Annotated in this window: 16 protein-coding genes; 10 read left to right on the forward strand and 6 right to left on the reverse strand. The window is 63.2% G+C overall.

What is annotated here, in order from left to right; translation table 11 throughout:
* Positions 1 to 8 precede the first annotated feature (8 nt).
* Positions 9 to 596, reverse strand: coding sequence for a sigma-E factor negative regulatory protein (locus P5703_RS16000; RefSeq protein WP_125885623.1), 588 nt, complete (start codon positions 594 to 596; stop codon positions 9 to 11).
* 31 nt (positions 597 to 627) lie between these two features.
* Positions 628 to 1209: an RNA polymerase sigma factor RpoE/AlgU gene (gene rpoE, locus P5703_RS16005; protein ID WP_003282114.1), complete on the reverse strand. Its 582-nt coding sequence runs from the start codon at positions 1207 to 1209 to the stop codon at positions 628 to 630.
* A 347-nt stretch (positions 1210 to 1556) separates the two neighbouring features.
* Here rpoE and nadB point away from each other — a divergent pair, with 347 nt between their 5' ends.
* Positions 1557 to 3173, forward strand: coding sequence for an L-aspartate oxidase (nadB, locus tag P5703_RS16010; protein ID WP_279641618.1), 1617 nt, complete (start codon positions 1557 to 1559; stop codon positions 3171 to 3173).
* Here the strand turns inward: nadB and P5703_RS16015 are convergent.
* On the reverse strand, positions 3142 to 3597 hold the full coding sequence (locus P5703_RS16015; RefSeq protein WP_045633009.1) for a protein YgfX: 456 nt from the start codon (positions 3595 to 3597) through the stop codon (positions 3142 to 3144). The genes nadB and P5703_RS16015 overlap by 32 nt on opposite strands.
* Positions 3581 to 3835, reverse strand: coding sequence for an FAD assembly factor SdhE (locus P5703_RS16020; RefSeq protein WP_011912402.1), 255 nt, complete (start codon positions 3833 to 3835; stop codon positions 3581 to 3583). The genes P5703_RS16015 and P5703_RS16020 overlap by 17 nt, the downstream gene beginning before the upstream one ends.
* Positions 3836 to 3994: 159 nt before the next feature.
* Between P5703_RS16020 and ygfZ the strand changes: the two genes are divergently transcribed.
* The 3 genes from ygfZ to P5703_RS16035 all read left to right on the forward strand — a co-directional run bounded on the left by ygfZ (position 3995) and on the right by P5703_RS16035 (position 6544).
* Positions 3995 to 4942: a CAF17-like 4Fe-4S cluster assembly/insertion protein YgfZ gene (gene ygfZ, locus P5703_RS16025; RefSeq protein WP_013982073.1), complete on the forward strand. Its 948-nt coding sequence runs from the start codon at positions 3995 to 3997 to the stop codon at positions 4940 to 4942.
* Between the two features lie 107 nt (positions 4943 to 5049).
* Positions 5050 to 5886, forward strand: a complete 837-nt coding sequence (locus tag P5703_RS16030) for an HDOD domain-containing protein (protein ID WP_011912400.1) — start codon at positions 5050 to 5052, stop codon at positions 5884 to 5886.
* A gap of 142 nt (positions 5887 to 6028) precedes the next feature.
* Entirely contained in the window at positions 6029 to 6544 is a 516-nt protein-coding gene (locus P5703_RS16035; RefSeq protein WP_111481677.1) for a DUF4142 domain-containing protein, read from the forward strand.
* 36 nt (positions 6545 to 6580) lie between these two features.
* On the opposite strand, the gene ung is transcribed toward P5703_RS16035, so the two are convergent.
* Positions 6581 to 7276, reverse strand: a complete 696-nt coding sequence (gene ung, locus P5703_RS16040) for a uracil-DNA glycosylase (protein ID WP_013982071.1) — start codon at positions 7274 to 7276, stop codon at positions 6581 to 6583.
* A 250-nt stretch (positions 7277 to 7526) separates the two neighbouring features.
* Here ung and P5703_RS16045 point away from each other — a divergent pair, with 250 nt between their 5' ends.
* The 3 genes from P5703_RS16045 to dspII all read left to right on the forward strand — a co-directional run bounded on the left by P5703_RS16045 (position 7527) and on the right by dspII (position 10886).
* Positions 7527 to 8771: an ABC transporter substrate-binding protein gene (locus P5703_RS16045; RefSeq protein WP_011912397.1), complete on the forward strand. Its 1245-nt coding sequence runs from the start codon at positions 7527 to 7529 to the stop codon at positions 8769 to 8771.
* A gap of 156 nt (positions 8772 to 8927) precedes the next feature.
* Entirely contained in the window at positions 8928 to 9746 is an 819-nt protein-coding gene (locus P5703_RS16050; protein WP_125885621.1) for an enoyl-CoA hydratase, read from the forward strand.
* Positions 9747 to 9779: 33 nt separating this feature from the next.
* Positions 9780 to 10886, forward strand: coding sequence for an enoyl-CoA hydratase/isomerase DspII (dspII, locus tag P5703_RS16055; RefSeq protein ID WP_125885620.1), 1107 nt, complete (start codon positions 9780 to 9782; stop codon positions 10884 to 10886).
* Between the two features lie 7 nt (positions 10887 to 10893).
* Here the strand turns inward: dspII and P5703_RS16060 are convergent, their stop codons facing one another.
* Complete coding sequence (locus tag P5703_RS16060; RefSeq protein ID WP_013982067.1) at positions 10894 to 11316, reverse strand: hypothetical protein; 423 nt, start codon at positions 11314 to 11316, stop codon at positions 10894 to 10896.
* A 232-nt stretch (positions 11317 to 11548) separates the two neighbouring features.
* Between P5703_RS16060 and rsxA the strand changes: the two genes are divergently transcribed.
* The 3 genes from rsxA to rsxC are packed head-to-tail and all read left to right on the forward strand — an operon-like array spanning position 11549 to position 15575.
* A complete protein-coding gene (gene rsxA, locus P5703_RS16065) occupies positions 11549 to 12133 on the forward strand; it encodes an electron transport complex subunit RsxA (protein WP_011912394.1) in 585 nt (194 codons plus the stop codon).
* The gene (gene rsxB / locus P5703_RS16070; protein ID WP_017245682.1) at positions 12130 to 12705 is read left to right on the forward strand and encodes an electron transport complex subunit RsxB; all 576 of its coding nucleotides are present in this window, start codon (positions 12130 to 12132) and stop codon (positions 12703 to 12705) included. The genes rsxA and rsxB overlap by 4 nt, the downstream gene beginning before the upstream one ends.
* Positions 12702 to 15575, forward strand: coding sequence for an electron transport complex subunit RsxC (rsxC, locus tag P5703_RS16075; RefSeq protein ID WP_285588105.1), 2874 nt, complete (start codon positions 12702 to 12704; stop codon positions 15573 to 15575). The genes rsxB and rsxC overlap by 4 nt, the downstream gene beginning before the upstream one ends.
* The last annotated feature ends 93 nt before the right edge of the window (positions 15576 to 15668 follow it).

Consider the following 15668-nt stretch of genomic DNA (forward strand, 5'->3'; position numbering starts at 1 on the left):
GTTTCTCCCTAACGTTCTTCCATGCTGGCCGCACGAGCGTACGGCAGCGCGCTCTCCGATCCGGTGCCAAAGGCAGCCTGCTGTGCATGCTGGCGAACATAAGAAGGCAGACGCTCCTCATGCCAACGCTCTACCGGTGCTGACTCCGCTGTCTGCGCGGGCAGCTCGGCCTGCTCGCTGTAACCAGCCAGCACCGTCGGCCCCTGATTGGCCTGCGGCACGGAGATGGTCGGCTGCGGCGCTTGCTGGGCAAGCTGCGGACCGGCAACTTCGTTCTGATTGTACAGGCGTACACCTGCCAGAACAGCTACCGTGACCGAAGCCGCTACCGCGAGACGCCCCAGACTTCTCCAGGCGGTACGCTGCTGCTCCTTGACCGGAGCGGCCTCGTCGGCCAGCGCAGCCGATACCGCAGCTGCGATGTCCAGGCGCGGCTCGATCAGTTCCTTGTGCATTGCGGCACGAGCGAGCTGATAACGCGACCAGGTGGCACGCAGCTCGGGGTTGTCGCCTGCGAGTACGCGACGTAATTCCAACTCGTCCGCTTCGTTATCCATCACCGCGGACAGCGATTCATGCAGGGCTTCACGACTCATGGCGGTTCCTCTCTTGGCTGTCGCCGCTGTCTCAGGATTCATGCAACAAGGGTTGCAACGCTTTATCTATGGCTTCACGCGCCCGGAAGATCCGAGAACGTACTGTGCCCACCGGACACTGCATGACGCTCGCAATGTCTTCATAACTAAGACCATCAAATTCGCGCAGTGTTAGAGCCGTACGCAAATCTTCTGGCAAAAGTTGAATGGTTCGATGAACGGTATCTTCTATCTCATCCCTGAGCAGCGAGCGTTCCGGTGACTCGATGTCCTTGAGGGCGTGATCGCCTTCGTAGAACTCGGCATCCTCAGAGCTCACATCACTGTCCGGCGGACGCCTTCCGCGCGCCACCAGATGATTCTTCGCCGTGTTGATGGCGATGCGGTACAGCCATGTATAAAAGGCGCTGTCCCCGCGAAAATTGGCGAGTGCGCGATAGGCTTTGATAAACGCCTCTTGCGCGACGTCCTGAGCTTCGTGGGAGTCATGTACGAACCGTACGATCAACCCAAGGATCTTGTGCTGGTACTTCATCACCAGCAGATCAAACGCCCGCTTGTCCCCACGCTGCACTCGTTCAACCAGTTGCTGGTCCTGCTCCTGAGTCAGCATGAACGCTCCTCCTTGTCGGAGCAGCGTCGCTCACACCAGTGAACCGACCTGCCAGAATAGACCCGGGCTTTACGCAAAAGTTCTCCCCCCTCCTAGCAAGCTATCCTGCAATACCTGACGGCGATTGCACCACAGCGTTGCGCCAGATTTGCTGACGACGCCGTCCTGGTGTCCATAGCAAACTCGCACCGCCCATTCACGATGGCCAGCTGGTTTGCATTCATAACTGCCTATTGAGCTGTCCGCAGAGGAAAAAGTTCCGTTCGTTAGAAGACAACTGCACAGTCATCTATTTTGGCGCTACATCCGGTCTATATACTAGGGTTCGTTTTTCCGCGGAAATGGACATGAACCAGGTTCTTCGATACGACGTGCTGGTCATCGGCAGCGGTGCCGCCGGCCTTACCCTCGCGCTCAATCTTCCGTCCGACCTGCGCATTGCGGTACTGAGCAAGGGTGACCTGTCCAATGGCTCCACCTATTGGGCTCAGGGCGGAGTCGCTGCGGTCCTGGACACCACCGACACCGTGGAATCCCATGTCGCCGACACGCTAGTGGCTGGCGGCGGACTGTGCCGTGAAGACGCCGTACGCTTCACCGTCGAACACAGCAACGAGGCGATCCAGTGGCTGATCGAGCAGGGCGTACCCTTCACACGCGACGAGGGCCCTGACCGCGAGGATGGCGGATTCGAGTTCCACCTGACTCGCGAAGGTGGCCATAGTCACCGGCGGATCATCCATGCCGCCGACGCCACTGGTGCCGCCATCTTCAACACCCTGCTCGGCCAGGCCAGGCAGAAGGACAACATCGAACTGCTGCAGCAGCGTGTCGCGGTCGATCTGATTACCGAGCACAAGCTGGGCCTGCCGGGCAGGCGTTGCCTGGGTGCCTATGTGCTCAACCGCAACACGGGCGAGGTCGAAACCTTTCAGTCTCGCTTCGTCGTGCTGGCCACGGGCGGTGCCGCGAAGGTCTACCTGTACACCAGCAACCCCGACAGCGCTTGCGGCGACGGCATCGCCATGGCGTGGCGCGCAGGTTGCCGAGTAGGCAACCTGGAATTCAACCAGTTCCATCCCACCTGTCTCTATCACCCACAGGCCAAGAGCTTCCTGGTTACCGAAGCGCTGCGCGGCGAAGGCGCACTGCTCAGGCTGCCCAATGGCGAGCGCTTCATGCCCCGCTTCGACCCCCGCGAAGAACTGGCTCCGCGCGACATCGTCGCGCGCGCAATCGACCACGAGATGAAACGGCTGGGTATCGACTGCGTCTATCTGGACATCAGCCACAAGCCCGCCGACTTCGTCAAAAGCCACTTCCCCACCGTCTACGAACGTTGCCTGGAATATGGCATCGACATCACCACCCAGCCGATCCCGGTCGTTCCGGCGGCGCACTACACCTGCGGCGGCGTGGTCGTGGATCAGGCCGGCCGCACCGACACTCCCGGGCTCTACGCGATCGGCGAAACCAGTTTCACCGGCCTGCATGGCGCCAATCGGATGGCCAGCAACTCGCTGCTCGAGTGCTTCGTCTACGGCCGCGCCGCGGCGCAGGACATCGTGCGCGAACTGCCCCAGATCACCAGCACGGCGACCCTGCCCGCCTGGGATGCCAGCCAGGTCACCGATTCCGACGAAGACGTGATCATCGCGCACAACTGGGATGAGCTGCGGCGCTTCATGTGGGACTACGTCGGCATCGTGCGCACCACCAAACGCCTGATGCGTGCCCAGCATCGCGTGCGCCTGCTGCTGAGCGAGATCGACGAGTTCTATAGCAACTACAAGGTCAGCCGCGACCTGCTCGAGCTGCGCAACCTGGCGCTGGTGGCGGACCTGATGATCCGTTCAGCGATGGAGCGCAAGGAAAGCCGCGGCCTGCATTACACCCTCGACTACCCCAACCTGCTTCCCGAAGCCATCGACACTATTCTGGTGCCGCCCACCTACGTCGACTGAATTTCAGACACAGCCGCAGGCGGCGATGCTGCTCGTGCGGCAGTGCATCACAAGGCACGCAGACACTGCTGGCAAGGCGTCGCCCAGGCAAACGAAAGCGCAACACCACCACCAACGGCAGCGCCAGGCTGTCGGGCAGTAACTGAACAGCCTGCCAGCCGTGCCGCTCGCTCCAGAGATGCCAGCCTTGCCCATCATGACGCAGACCGCGCAAGGCATTCGGATCGGACAACAGGATGTGGCGCGGCAGCGCGAACCAGGCATGCGTCAGACACAGCAGCAGGCAGACCAGCCGTACCGCAGGCGGCGCGCCAGACAGCAGAATGGCCGTGAGCGCGCATGCCTGAACGGCTAGATAGAACGCCAGCAGCAGACCGGACGGCCGCCAGTGGCACTCGAAAGGCGGATTACTTGGGCTGGACACGATCGAGGATCATGCGAACCATGCGGCGCAGATCCTCGTCCTCGGGCTCTTCGCGCTGCATGAACCAGCCGAACATGTCCTGATCCTCGCAGCTGAGCAGCTTGCGATAACGACGCTGGTCTTCTTCGTCGAGGCCCGGATACACCTCCTTGACGAAAGGCACCAGCAGGACATCCAGCTCCAGCATGCCGCGACGGCTTTGCCAGAACAGACGATTGAGTTCGGATTGCTCGGCCATACATCGGCTCCTTTTGAGAAGGCGCGCATTATAACGACTGCGTTGCGCTGATCAGCCGCTTTTTTCGCCCCGCGGCGAACCCGCCCCACGCAACCGTTTTCGCCAGCCTGCTATGCCAGCCTGCTATGATGCCCACCCGGATTCTGACGACGACTGATCATGACCGACACAGCTTATTTCTGCGTTCTGTCGCATGAAGGCGTCCTTGCCGTACGCGGCCCGGATGCCAGCAAGTTCCTCCAGGGTCAGCTGACCTGCAATCTCAACTACCTCGATGCGCACACCTCCAGCCTGGGAGCACGCTGCACGCCCAAAGGCCGCATGCAGTCGAGTTTCCGCATCGTGCCGGAGGGTGACGGGTACCTGCTGGCGATGGCCGGCGAACTGCTGCAACCGCAGCTGGCCGACCTCGCCAAGTACGCGGTTTTTTCCAAGTCTCGCCTGAGCGACGAAAGCGCTGACTGGTGCCGATTCGGCATCGCTGGCGGAGATGGCTCGCTGGTCAGCCTGGGGCTGGATCTATCCCAGGCAGCGGACAGCATCGTACGCGGCAATGGCCTGATCGCCATCCGACTGCCCGATGGCCGCGCCGAACTCTGGGCACCGAAAGCAGAAGCCGAGCAGGTTCGCACCCGCCTGAGCGCGCAGCTTGGCGAGGTGCCGGTCAACCGCTGGCTGCTCGATCAGGTCCGCGCCGGGATCGGCCAGGTCTTCGGCAGCACGCGCGAGCTGTTCATCCCGCAAATGATCAATCTGCAGGCACTCGGCGGCGTGAGCTTCAAGAAGGGCTGTTATACGGGCCAGGAAATCGTGGCTCGCATGCAGTATCTCGGCAAACTCAAACGACGCCTGCAGCACCTGGCCGTCGAAGGTGAACCGGGTGAGCTGCCGGCGCCGGGTGTGGAACTGTTCTCACCTGTCCATAACTCCAGCGTCGGCGAGGTGGTACTGGCGGCGACCAGTGCCGATGGCATCGAATTGCTCGCCGTGGTGCAGGAAGACGCTGCCGCTGACGGCCGACTCTACCTCGGCTCGCCGGATGGCTTGCCGCTGAGCCTGCTCGAGCTGCCCTACAGTCTGAATCCGGACCAGGAAATCCAGCGCTAGTGCGAACCGGAGCCAGAAAGCATTCACCAAAGAGGCGCACCATAGCGGCATGCCAGCCGACAGACAGAAGCGCCCAAGCGACACTGACCGACACATAAAGGAATGACATGAGCACCCTTGCCGAGAAAGTCCAGCGTGAGCTGACCCTTGCGATCGAGAACGATGAACTGGTCCTGCCTACGCTGCCGGAAGTGGCGTTGCGCGTGCGCGAGGCTGCCGAAGACCCCAACATCAGCATTCCCGCGCTGAGCAAGGTGATCGGGAACGATGCCGCCGTTACCGCGCGCATCATTAAGGTGGTCAACAGTCCGCTGCTGCGCAGCAGCCGAGAAATCGACGACCTGCAGATGGCCATCAGCCGTCTGGGCATCAACTACACCTGCAACCTCGCCACGGGCCTGGCGATGGAGCAGATGTTCCAGGCCACCACCGACGTGGTCGACCGAAAGATGCGCGAAGTCTGGAACAAGAGCACCGAGGTCGCCGCGATCAGCCATGTGCTCTGCCGCCACTACACCCGCCTGATGCCAGATCAGGCGACGCTCGCCGGCCTTGTCCACCAGATCGGCATCCTGCCCATCCTGACCTACGCAGAAGAGCACAGCGCGCTGCTGGCGGATTCCTTCAGCCTCAACCATGTGATCGACAAGATCCATCCCATCGTCGGTGAGAAAATTCTGCGCACCTGGGATTTTCCGGATGCCATCGCCTCGGTCGCCGGCCAGTACACGAATTTCCAGCGCGACTCAGACAAGGTCGATTACGTCGACATCGTGCAGGTGGCCACCCTGCAGAGCTACATGGGTACGCAGCATCCCTATGCGCAGCTGGACTGGAGTAGCGTCCCGGCGTTTTCCAAGCTGGGGCTCGACCCAAGCGAGCTGATGCAGGAAGACGAGGACCTGTCCGCAGCCATGGATGCGGCAATGACCATGCTGCAGTAAATCTCTTCACCGCGCCGTTCGCCTGAAAGCGAGGAACCGTCCCCTAGGCACCTAGTCACAAAAAGGGACGGCAATTTCGCCGCATCGCGCCTTGTGCCCCGCCTGCCGGCGGGCATGAGCCAGGTGAAGTAGGAGAACGGCAATGAACAAAACAACCAAGACAATCTTCTCAGGCGCTTTCGCCTTGCTCGTCGGGCTGGCAGCCAACATGGCTCTGGCTGCGGGAGGCGACAACTTCGTCGATGAAGCCTCTGCCAAAGGCATCGCGGAAATCGAGACAGCCAAGATGGCGCTGGAAAAAGGCACATCGGAGGATGTGAAGCAGTTTGCCCAGAAGATGATCGACGACCACACCAAAGCCAATCAGCAGCTCGCACAGCTGGCGCAGCAGAAAGATCTCGAAATGTCGGACGAGGCCACGCTCATGGACAAGGCCAAGGCCATGATCCTGAAACTGCGCGACGGCGAGAATTTCGAAAAGGCCTACGCCAACAACCAGGTCGTCGCCCACGAGCAAACCATCGAGCTGTATCGGGACTACGTAGAGAGCGGCGAGAACGCCGATCTGAAACAGTTCGCTCAGCAGACGCTGCCCAAACTGGAAGAACACCTGACGCACGCCAAGGAGCTGCAGGCCAAGCACGGCGAGCGCAACTGACCCGTCAGACCCGGTGCCCGCCGTGCAGGCATCGGGTCACACCTGCGCCGGAAGCTGCCAATCGATAGGCTGCATGCCCTGCTGCCGAAGGAACTGATTGGCGCGACTGAAGTGACCGTTGCCGATGAAGCCGCGGTGCGCCGATAGCGGCGACGGATGCACGGATTTCAACATCAGATGCCGAGTCGCATCGATCAGCTTTGCCTTCGACTGAGCGTGCGCTCCCCAGAGCATGAACACCAGGTGCGGGCGCCGTTCGCCGACTACCTCGATGATGCGATCAGTGAACTGCTGCCACCCCGCCTTGGCATGCGACCCCGCCAAACCCCGCTCCACCGTGAGCGAGGTGTTGAGCATCAGCACACCCTGTTCTGCCCAGCGCTGCAGGTAGCCATGCTGCGGAATATCCAGATTCAGGTCGCGCTTGAGTTCCTTGAAGATGTTCTGCAGTGACGGCGGCGGCGCCACTCCCGGCTGCACGGAAAAGCACAGGCCATGCGCCTGCCCCGGCCCGTGATAGGGATCCTGACCCAGGATGACCACCTTGACCTGCTCGAGCGGCGTCGAATTGAGCGCGTTGAAGATCATCGGCCCCGGTGGATAGATCGTCTTGCCAGCAGCCTTCTCGCGCCTTAGAAAGGCACCGAGTTCGACCATGTAGGGCTTGTCGAACTCCTCGCGCAGCGCATCCTTCCAGCCTGCCTCGAGCCTGATGCGATCGTCTTGAGTCATGGTCGATTTCCGGTTGGCCAAGCCGCCGAACCCTAAGAAAGCTCGGTGGGGTTGTCAACGACAAAACCGCTCAATCGTTGCGTTGCCGCAATATCAGCCCCCCTCCTTTAGTCATAATCGCGCCTGGCTCACGTACTGACGCAGGCATGGCTTTCGAGCCTCACATAAAGAGTGACGCAAGCCCCAGCCGCAAGGTAAAAAAGCCCACTGCCAATAAACCAATAACAAAAGCGATAACAAGGAACATGCTATGAACCGGATTACCCTTCTGGCACTAGGGCTGGGGTTCTGTCTTGCGGCTCAGGCAGCCGACCCCATCACGCTTGGTCTCAACTATCCCCGTACCGGAAGCTACAAGGAAGAAGGCCTGGCGCAGATGCGCGGTGCGCTGCTGGCCATCGACGAGATCAACCAGGCCGGCGGCGTGTTGGGTCGCCCGCTGCAGTTGATCAGCCGAAACACTGCCTCGCGCCCGGACAAGGCCATCGCCAACGTCGACAAGATGGCTGATGAAGGCGTTGCGATGCTGTTCGGGGGCGTATCCAGCGCGGTGGCGATTGCCGCCAGCAAGCGCGCCAAGGAGCGGGGCCTTCTCTATTTCGGCACGCTGACCTACTCCAACGACACCACCGGCAAGGATGGGCACCGCTACATGTTCCGCGAGTGCAACAACGCCTGGATGAGTGCACGGGTGCTGGGGCAATACCTGAACGAGAACATGCCGGGCAAGACCTACTTCTACATCACCTCCGACTACACCTGGGGCCACACCAGCGAGAGCTCGCTGCGCCAGGCCACCGGCACCGTCGACACCAGCAAGCACCAGGGTGTGCGTACCGCCTTCCCAGGCGCACGCCTGTCCGACTACCGCGCCGCGCTCGAGAAGGCTGCCAACAGCGGCGCCGAGGTTCTGGTGCTGGTACTGTTCGGCGAGGACATGGTGCGCGCCATGCGCATCGCCGACGAACTCGGCCTGAACAAGAAGATGCAGATTGCCGTCCCCAACCTGACCTTGTCCATGGTCGAACTGGCCGGCCCGGACATCATGCGCGGCGTGCTCGGCACCGAGCCCTGGACCTGGCGAGTGCCCGAGCTGGAAGGCTCCGAGCGCGGCAAGGCCTTCGTGCGCAACTTCGGCGAGCGCTACCAGACGCACCCCTCCAGCTCGGCCGCATCGGCCTACAGCATCGTCTACCAGTGGGCGGATGCGGTCAGCCGCGCCAAGACCATCGCCAGCGAGCCGGTCATCGCAGCCCTGGAAAACCACAGCTACAGCCTGCTCAAGGGCCAACAGCAGTGGCGAGCGTTCGATCATCAGAACGTCCAGACGGTCTACGCCGTGCGCGTGAAGCCCCGTGAGGAAGTACTCAAGGATCGCTTCAAGCAGGACTACTTCGAGATCGTCCATCGCCTGTCCGGCGAACAGGCGGCGCCTACGCTGGCCGAATGGCAGGAAGAGCGCCGCGCGGCCGGCCAGCCAGCTAGGCTACAGTGAGAGAACCACGGTGCGCACTGGCCCCGCCCAGGCGCACCGTGCCGGTTTCGTGACCGCCCGGAACGCTGCAACCTCGCTGCACTGAAGGACTCTGAAGAGGTGCGACGTACTCCGTCGCCTGTCAGCGGAGCCCAGAACCGCCACGAGGATTCGACCATGAGCACTGCCGTAGAGCCCTACCAGGCTGGCGTCTTCGACCTGACCCACAAGCTGACCGTGGAAAAGCACGGCCACACCGCGCTCATCACCATCAACCATCCGCCCGCCAATACCTGGGACCGCGAGTCGCTGATCGGGCTCAAGCAGGTCATCGACCATCTCAACCATGATGACGACATCTACGCACTGGTGATCTGCGGCCAGGGTGAGAAGTTCTTCAGCGCGGGGGCGGATCTCAAACTGTTTGCCGACGGGGATCGCAACCGGGCCCGCGAAATGGCCCGGCGCTTCGGCGAGGCATTCGAAGCGCTACGCGACTTCCGCGGCGTGTCGATTGCCGCGATCAACGGTTTCGCCCTGGGTGGAGGCCTGGAATGCGCGCTGGCTTGCGACCTGCGGATTGCCGAACAGCAAGCGCAGATGGGCCTTCCGGAAGCCTCGGTCGGACTGCTGCCCTGTGCCGGTGGCACCCAGGCATTGGCCTGGCTGGTGGGCGAAGGCTGGGCCAAACGCATGATTCTCTGCGGCGAGCGCATCACTGCGGACACCGCACTGCGCATCGGTCTGGTGGAACAGGTGGTGGAGCAAAGGCAGTCATGCGGCCACGCCCTGCTGCTCGCCTCCCGTGTCGCTCGGCAGAGCCCGGTGGCCGTACGCGCGATCAAGCCCCTGATCAATGGCGCACGCCAACGCATCCCGGACACCTTCGCCGCCGCCGAGCGGGAAGCCTTCGTCGAGCTGTTCGAAGCCGAGGACACGCTTGAGGGCGTCAATGCCTTCCTGGAAAAGCGCGACCCACGCTGGCGCAACCGATAATCCACGGCAACCCCGCAGGCGACGAGGATCCCCATGAAGGTCACGTTCGAAGATCGCCCGGCGCTGCACGGAACGCGGATCGCCATCGCCACTCTGGACGCCCCACGGCAACTCAACGCGCTGAGTCTGCCGATGATCGAAGCCCTGCTCGACCAGTTCCATCGCTGGGCAACCGACCCCGCCGTGGTCTGTGTACTGCTGCGTGGCAACGGCCCGAAAGCGTTCTGCGCCGGTGGCGATGTGCGCAAGCTGGCGGAGGCATGCCGATCCGAGCCCGGCACGATACCGTCGCTCGCCGAACGCTTCTTCGCCGACGAGTACCGTCTGATCCATCGAATGCATGACTACCCCAAGCCGCTGATCTGTTGGGGCCATGGCTATGTCATGGGCGGCGGCATGGGCCTGCTACAGGCCGGCACCTTTCGCATCGTCACACCGGACTGCCGCCTGGCGATGCCGGAGGTTTCCATCGGCCTGCACACGGATGTCGGCGCCAGCTGGTTCCTGCCACGCCTGCCCGGCCGGCTGGGCCTGTTTGTCGCCCTCACCGGTACACAGATCAACGCGCGCGATGCGCTGGACCTTGACCTCGCCGATCGCTGTCTGCGCGAAGATCAGCAGACCGAGCTGCTGGACGGCCTGGTGCAGATCAATTGGCAAGAGCAGGCCGACAGCCAGCTGCACAGCCTGCTGCGAGCACTCGGCCGACAGGCCGCCGAGCGGCTGCCGGATGCCCGGTTGCTGCCACGGCGCACACGGATCGACGAGCTGCTGGACGTGGCTGAACTACCCCATGCGTGGCAGGCATTGACCGCCCTCCAGAGCGACCCCGACGAGCTGCTCGCCGAATCCGCCCATGCTCTCAGCACGGGCTGCCCCCTTAGCGCTCATATTGTCTGGCAGCAACAGCGGCGTGCCCGGAAACTGTCGCTGAGCCAGGCGCTGCAAATGGAATATGCACTCAGCCTCAACTGCTGCCGTCACCCCGAGTTCGCCGAAGGCGTTCGGGCGCGCCTGATCGACAAGGACCGGCAACCGCACTGGCGCTGGCCAGACGTCCACCAGGTGCCGCAGGCAGTGGTCGACGCCCACTTCGAGCCAACATGGAGCGGTGCGCACCCGCTCCTGGATCTGCCCTGAAGCACACTCAGCGCCGATACTGCTGGTAGCGCCCGTCCCGCTCGTAGTGCGGCCGCAGCCGATAGTCGCGGCCATCACGAATAACGTGTGGCCGCTGATGGCGATGCTCCTGACGCCAGTGGTCGCGGCGCTCGAAGCCGCGATGACGGTCGTAATACTGCGGTGGCAGCTGGCTCTGATAGCGCGGCGGCAGGTTGCGCGGGTACTGCGGATAGTGCGAATAGGGGCTGCGCGGATCGTACTGATGCGGACGGCTTTCGTGCCGATAGCCACGGCTGTACCCCTGGCCGTAGCCCGCACTGTAACCCTGGTTGTAATAGCGGGGACTTTCGGCCTGGAACACCCAGACGCCGCCTCGCCGATCCGCCTGTGCCTGCAGGCTCGTCCCAAGGCCGAGGCACAGCAGGACCAACAACGATCGAATGCTCATGAGAACACCTCCGATGGTGTCGCGGGCTTCAGCTCATCAGACCACAACCAGCGGCCAGCTGCTGAAACGGCGGACAACCGGCAGTCATGTCCTGCCCTTGGACTGCTCCGGATGTCGCCGGATCAGCGCGACCGGCTGCCGCAGCTTGTATGCCCGCCGCCGCTTCCCGATAATAGCGGCCCTTTAGCCCCACGGCTCTCGCAGAGCGCGACGGAACGGGAACAGACCCTAGATGACCGAACTCGCCCTGATCATGGTTAGCGCCATTCTGGTCAACAATTTCGTGCTGGTGCAGTTCCTCGGTCTGTGCCCGTTCATGGGCGTGTCGAAGAAGATCGAGACGGCCATCGGCCTGTCGCTGGCGACCACCTTCGTGTTGACCTTGGCAGCGATGTGCAGCTATCTCGTTCAGCAGTACGTGCTCAAGCCGCTGGACCTGGAATTCCTGCGCACCATCAGCTTCATTCTGGTGATTGCCGTAACCGTCCAGTTCACCGAAATGGTGGTAAACAAGACCAGTCCGCTGCTCTATCGCGTGCTCGGCATCTTCCTGCCGCTGATCACCACCAACTGCATCGTCCTAGGCGTGGCCCTGCTCAACGCCAACAAGGCCGAGTTCACCTTCCTGACCGCCACCGTGAACGGCTTCGCCGCGGGGCTGGGCTTTTCCCTGGTGCTGGTGCTGTTCGCCGCCATGCGTGAGCGCATCGCCATTGCCGATGTGCCCAGATCGTTCCAGGGCGCGGCGATCGGCATGATCACCGCCGGCCTCATGTCGCTGGCCTTCATGGGCTTCACCGGACTGATCAAGCTATGAGTGCGGTTCTCATCGCAGTGCTTGCACTGCTCGCCCTGTGCCTGCTTGGCGGTGCCATCCTCGGTTTCGCCGCCGTGCGCTTTCGCGTCGAGGGCGACCCCATCGCCGAGCAGATCAATGCCTTGCTGCCGCAGACCCAGTGCGGCCAGTGCGGCTACCCGGGCTGCAAGCCCTACGCCGAGGCCATCGCCGGCGGCGACAAGATCAACAAGTGCCCGCCGGGCGGCGAAGCGACCATCCAGGCGCTGGCCGACCTGCTCGATGTCGAGCCGGAACCGCTGGATGCCGAAGGCGGCGAGAAACCGCAGATGGTCGCCTATATCCGCGAAGCCGAATGCATCGGTTGCACCAAGTGCATCCAGGCCTGCCCAGTGGACGCCATCGTCGGCGCGGCACGGCAGATGCACACCGTCATCATCTCCGAGTGCACCGGCTGCGACCTCTGCGTCGAGCCCTGCCCGGTGGATTGCATCGACATGATCGAGGTCGGCAGCAACCTGCAGAGCTGGAAGTGGAACCGGCCGCTGCCGCCCGGCCAGCTGATCGCGACTGACCGGGAGCAGGCGGCATGACCTCACTAAAGGTATGGGACATCCACGGCGGCATCCATCCGCCGGAGCACAAGGAGCTGTCCAACCGCACCCCGATCCAGCCGGCGCCACTGCCCAAGCGCCTGATTCTGCCGCTGGCGCAGCACCTTGGCGCGCCCGCCGAACCCTGTGTGACGCTCGGCGAGCACGTGCTCAAGGGCCAGCAGATCGCCGTCGCCAGCGGCTTCGTCAGCGCCGCGCTCCATGCGCCGACATCCGGCGTGGTCAGCTTCATCGGCCCGCAGCCCTACCCACACGTTTCAGGCATGCTCGCCAATGCGATCGTCATCGATAGCGATGGCGAGGACCGCTGGATCGAGCTCGAGCCCCACCTCGATTATCGTGCGCTGGAGCGTCCGGCGCTGCTCGAGCTGATTCGTCAGGCTGGTATCAGCGGCCTCGGCGGTGCAGGCTTTCCGACGGCAGTCAAGCTGACCCCGCCACCGACACAGCGCATCCGCACGCTGATCATCAACGGTACCGAGTGCGAGCCGTACATCACCGCCGACGATCTGCTGATGCGCGAGAAAGCCGCCGAACTGGTGGCGGGTATCGAAATCCTCGCGCACCTGGTCCAACCGCAGGACGTGCTGATCGGCATCGAGGACAACAAACCCGAGGCCATCGCCGCGGTGCGCGCCGCCATCGGGGAGCGCCCCTTCGTGCTCAAGGTCTTTCCGACCAAGTACCCCTCCGGCGGCGAGAAGCAGCTGATCCAGATCCTCACGGGTGAAGAGGTGCCCAGCGGTGGCCTGCCGGCGGACATCGGCATGCTCTGCCAGAACGTCGGCACCTGCGTTGCCATCCATGACGCGGTGCTGCTCGGCAAGCCGCTGATCTCGCGAATCACCACCCTCACTGGCGAAGCATTGGCACGCCCGATGAACGTCGAGGCGCTGATCGGTACACCGGCCGGAGAACTGCTGGCGTTCGCCGGACTCGAGCAGAACAGGCTCAACCGTCTGATCATGGGGGGGCCGATGATGGGCTTTACCCTGCCGTCCCTCGACGTGCCGGTGATCAAGACCACCAACTGCCTGCTCGCCAGCACGCTCGAAGAGCTGCCTCCTCCGCCACCAGCGCTGCCCTGCATCCGCTGCGGCGAGTGCGCCGAGGCCTGTCCGGTGAGCCTGCTGCCGCAGCAGTTGCATTTCTTTGCACTGGGCCAGGAGCATGAGCAGCTCAAGGCCCACCATCTGTTCGACTGCATCGAGTGTGGTGCCTGCGCCTACGTCTGCCCGTCGAGCATCCCGCTGGTGCAGTACTACCGCGCCGCCAAGGCCGAGATCCGCGAGCTGGAGCAGAAGCAGCAGAAGGCCGAGCATTCCAAGCAGCGCTTCGAACTGCGCCAGGAGCGCCTGCGCCGTGCCGAGGAACAGAAGGAAGCCGAGCGCAAGGCCCGCGCCGAGCGCGCCGCACGCGCCAAGGCGGCGCAGGGCGAAAGCGCGCAGGTGGTCTCTGATACCACCGCTGCGACCCCGAGCGCAGCGCCCAAGTCGGGGCTCTCGGAGACCCAGAAGAAACTGAAGATCGAAGCCAGCATGGCTCAGGTCGCACTGAAGAAGGCCGAAAAGCAGCTCGCCGCACACGACACGCCCGAACTGCAAGCCCAGGTCGCCGATCTGCGCAAAGCCGCCGAAGCGGCGCAGCAGGCACTCGATGCCGTCATGCAGGAGAATGCCAGCGCAGCACCTACCGTCAGCCCAGCGGACGATGAGGCGCTGAAGAAGGCCAAGATCGAAGCCGCCATGCTCAAGGCGCAGATCCGCAAGCTGGAAAAGTTCGAAGCGCCGGACGACGACCAGCAGGCCGAGCTCGCTCGTCTGCGTCAGCAGCTGCACGAAGCCGAACAGACCTTGGCAGCCGCGCAGAGCGCCGCGCCCGCTCCTGCCGCTAAACCAGCGGATGACGAGGCGCTGAAAAAGGCCAAGATCGAAGCCGCCATGCTCAAGGCGCAGATCCGCAAGCTGGAAAAGCTCGAAGCACCGGACGAGGACCAGCAGGCCGAGCTCGCTCGTCTGCGTCAGCAGCTGCACGAAGCCGAACAGACCTTGGCAGCCGCGCAGAGCGCCGCGCCCGCTCCCGCCGCTAAACCAGCGAATGACGAGGCGCTGAAAAAGGCCAAGATCGAAGCCGCCATGCTCAAGGCGCAGATCCGCAAGCTGGAAAAGCTCGAAGCGCCGGACGACGACCAGCAGGCCGAGCTCGCTCGTTTGCGTCAGCAGCTGCACGAAGCCGAACAGGCCTTGGCGGCCGCGCAGAGCGCCGCGCCCGCTCCCGCCGCCAAGCCAGCGGATGACGAGGCGCTGAAAAAGGCCAAGATCGAAGCCGCCATGCTCAAGGCGCAGATCCGCAAGCTGGAAAAGCTCGAAGCGCCGGACGACGACCAGCAGGCCGAGCTCGCTCGTCTGCGTCAGCAGCTGCACGAAGCCGAACAGGCCTTGGCGGCCGCGCAGAGCGCCGCGCCCGCTCCCGCCGCCAAGCCAGCGGATGACGAGGCGCTGAAAAAGGCCAAGATCGAATTGGCGATGAAGCGCGCCGAATTGAAGAAGGCCGAGAAGGCCGGCGCGCAAGAGGCGGAACTCAGCCGCCTGCGCGACGCGCTGCAGGCGGCCGAACAAGCCCTGCATGCGGCCGAAGACGCATCGCACAAGCCCGCTCCGGAATTGGTGCGTACCAGCAAGCCCGGTATCGATGAGCGCCAGCGTGAACTGAAGACCGAGGTTGCCTTCGCCCGCGCCGATCTGCGCAAGCTGGAGCGAGATGAACAGACCGAGCCTACGACACTGGAAGCCGCTCGCCTGCGACTCAGCGAAGCCGAACGGCAGCTGGCGGACTATCAGCAATCGTGAGAAATGACCGCTGCACCGGTGTGCTGGTGTAGTCGCTCGACAAGTCAGAGAGATTCGAGGAAGTGGCCCAGGCCACGCCCCAAGACAACGCCT

The organism is Stutzerimonas sp. FeSN7, from assembly GCF_030263795.1.
Lineage (GTDB): Bacteria > Pseudomonadota > Gammaproteobacteria > Pseudomonadales > Pseudomonadaceae > Stutzerimonas > Stutzerimonas stutzeri.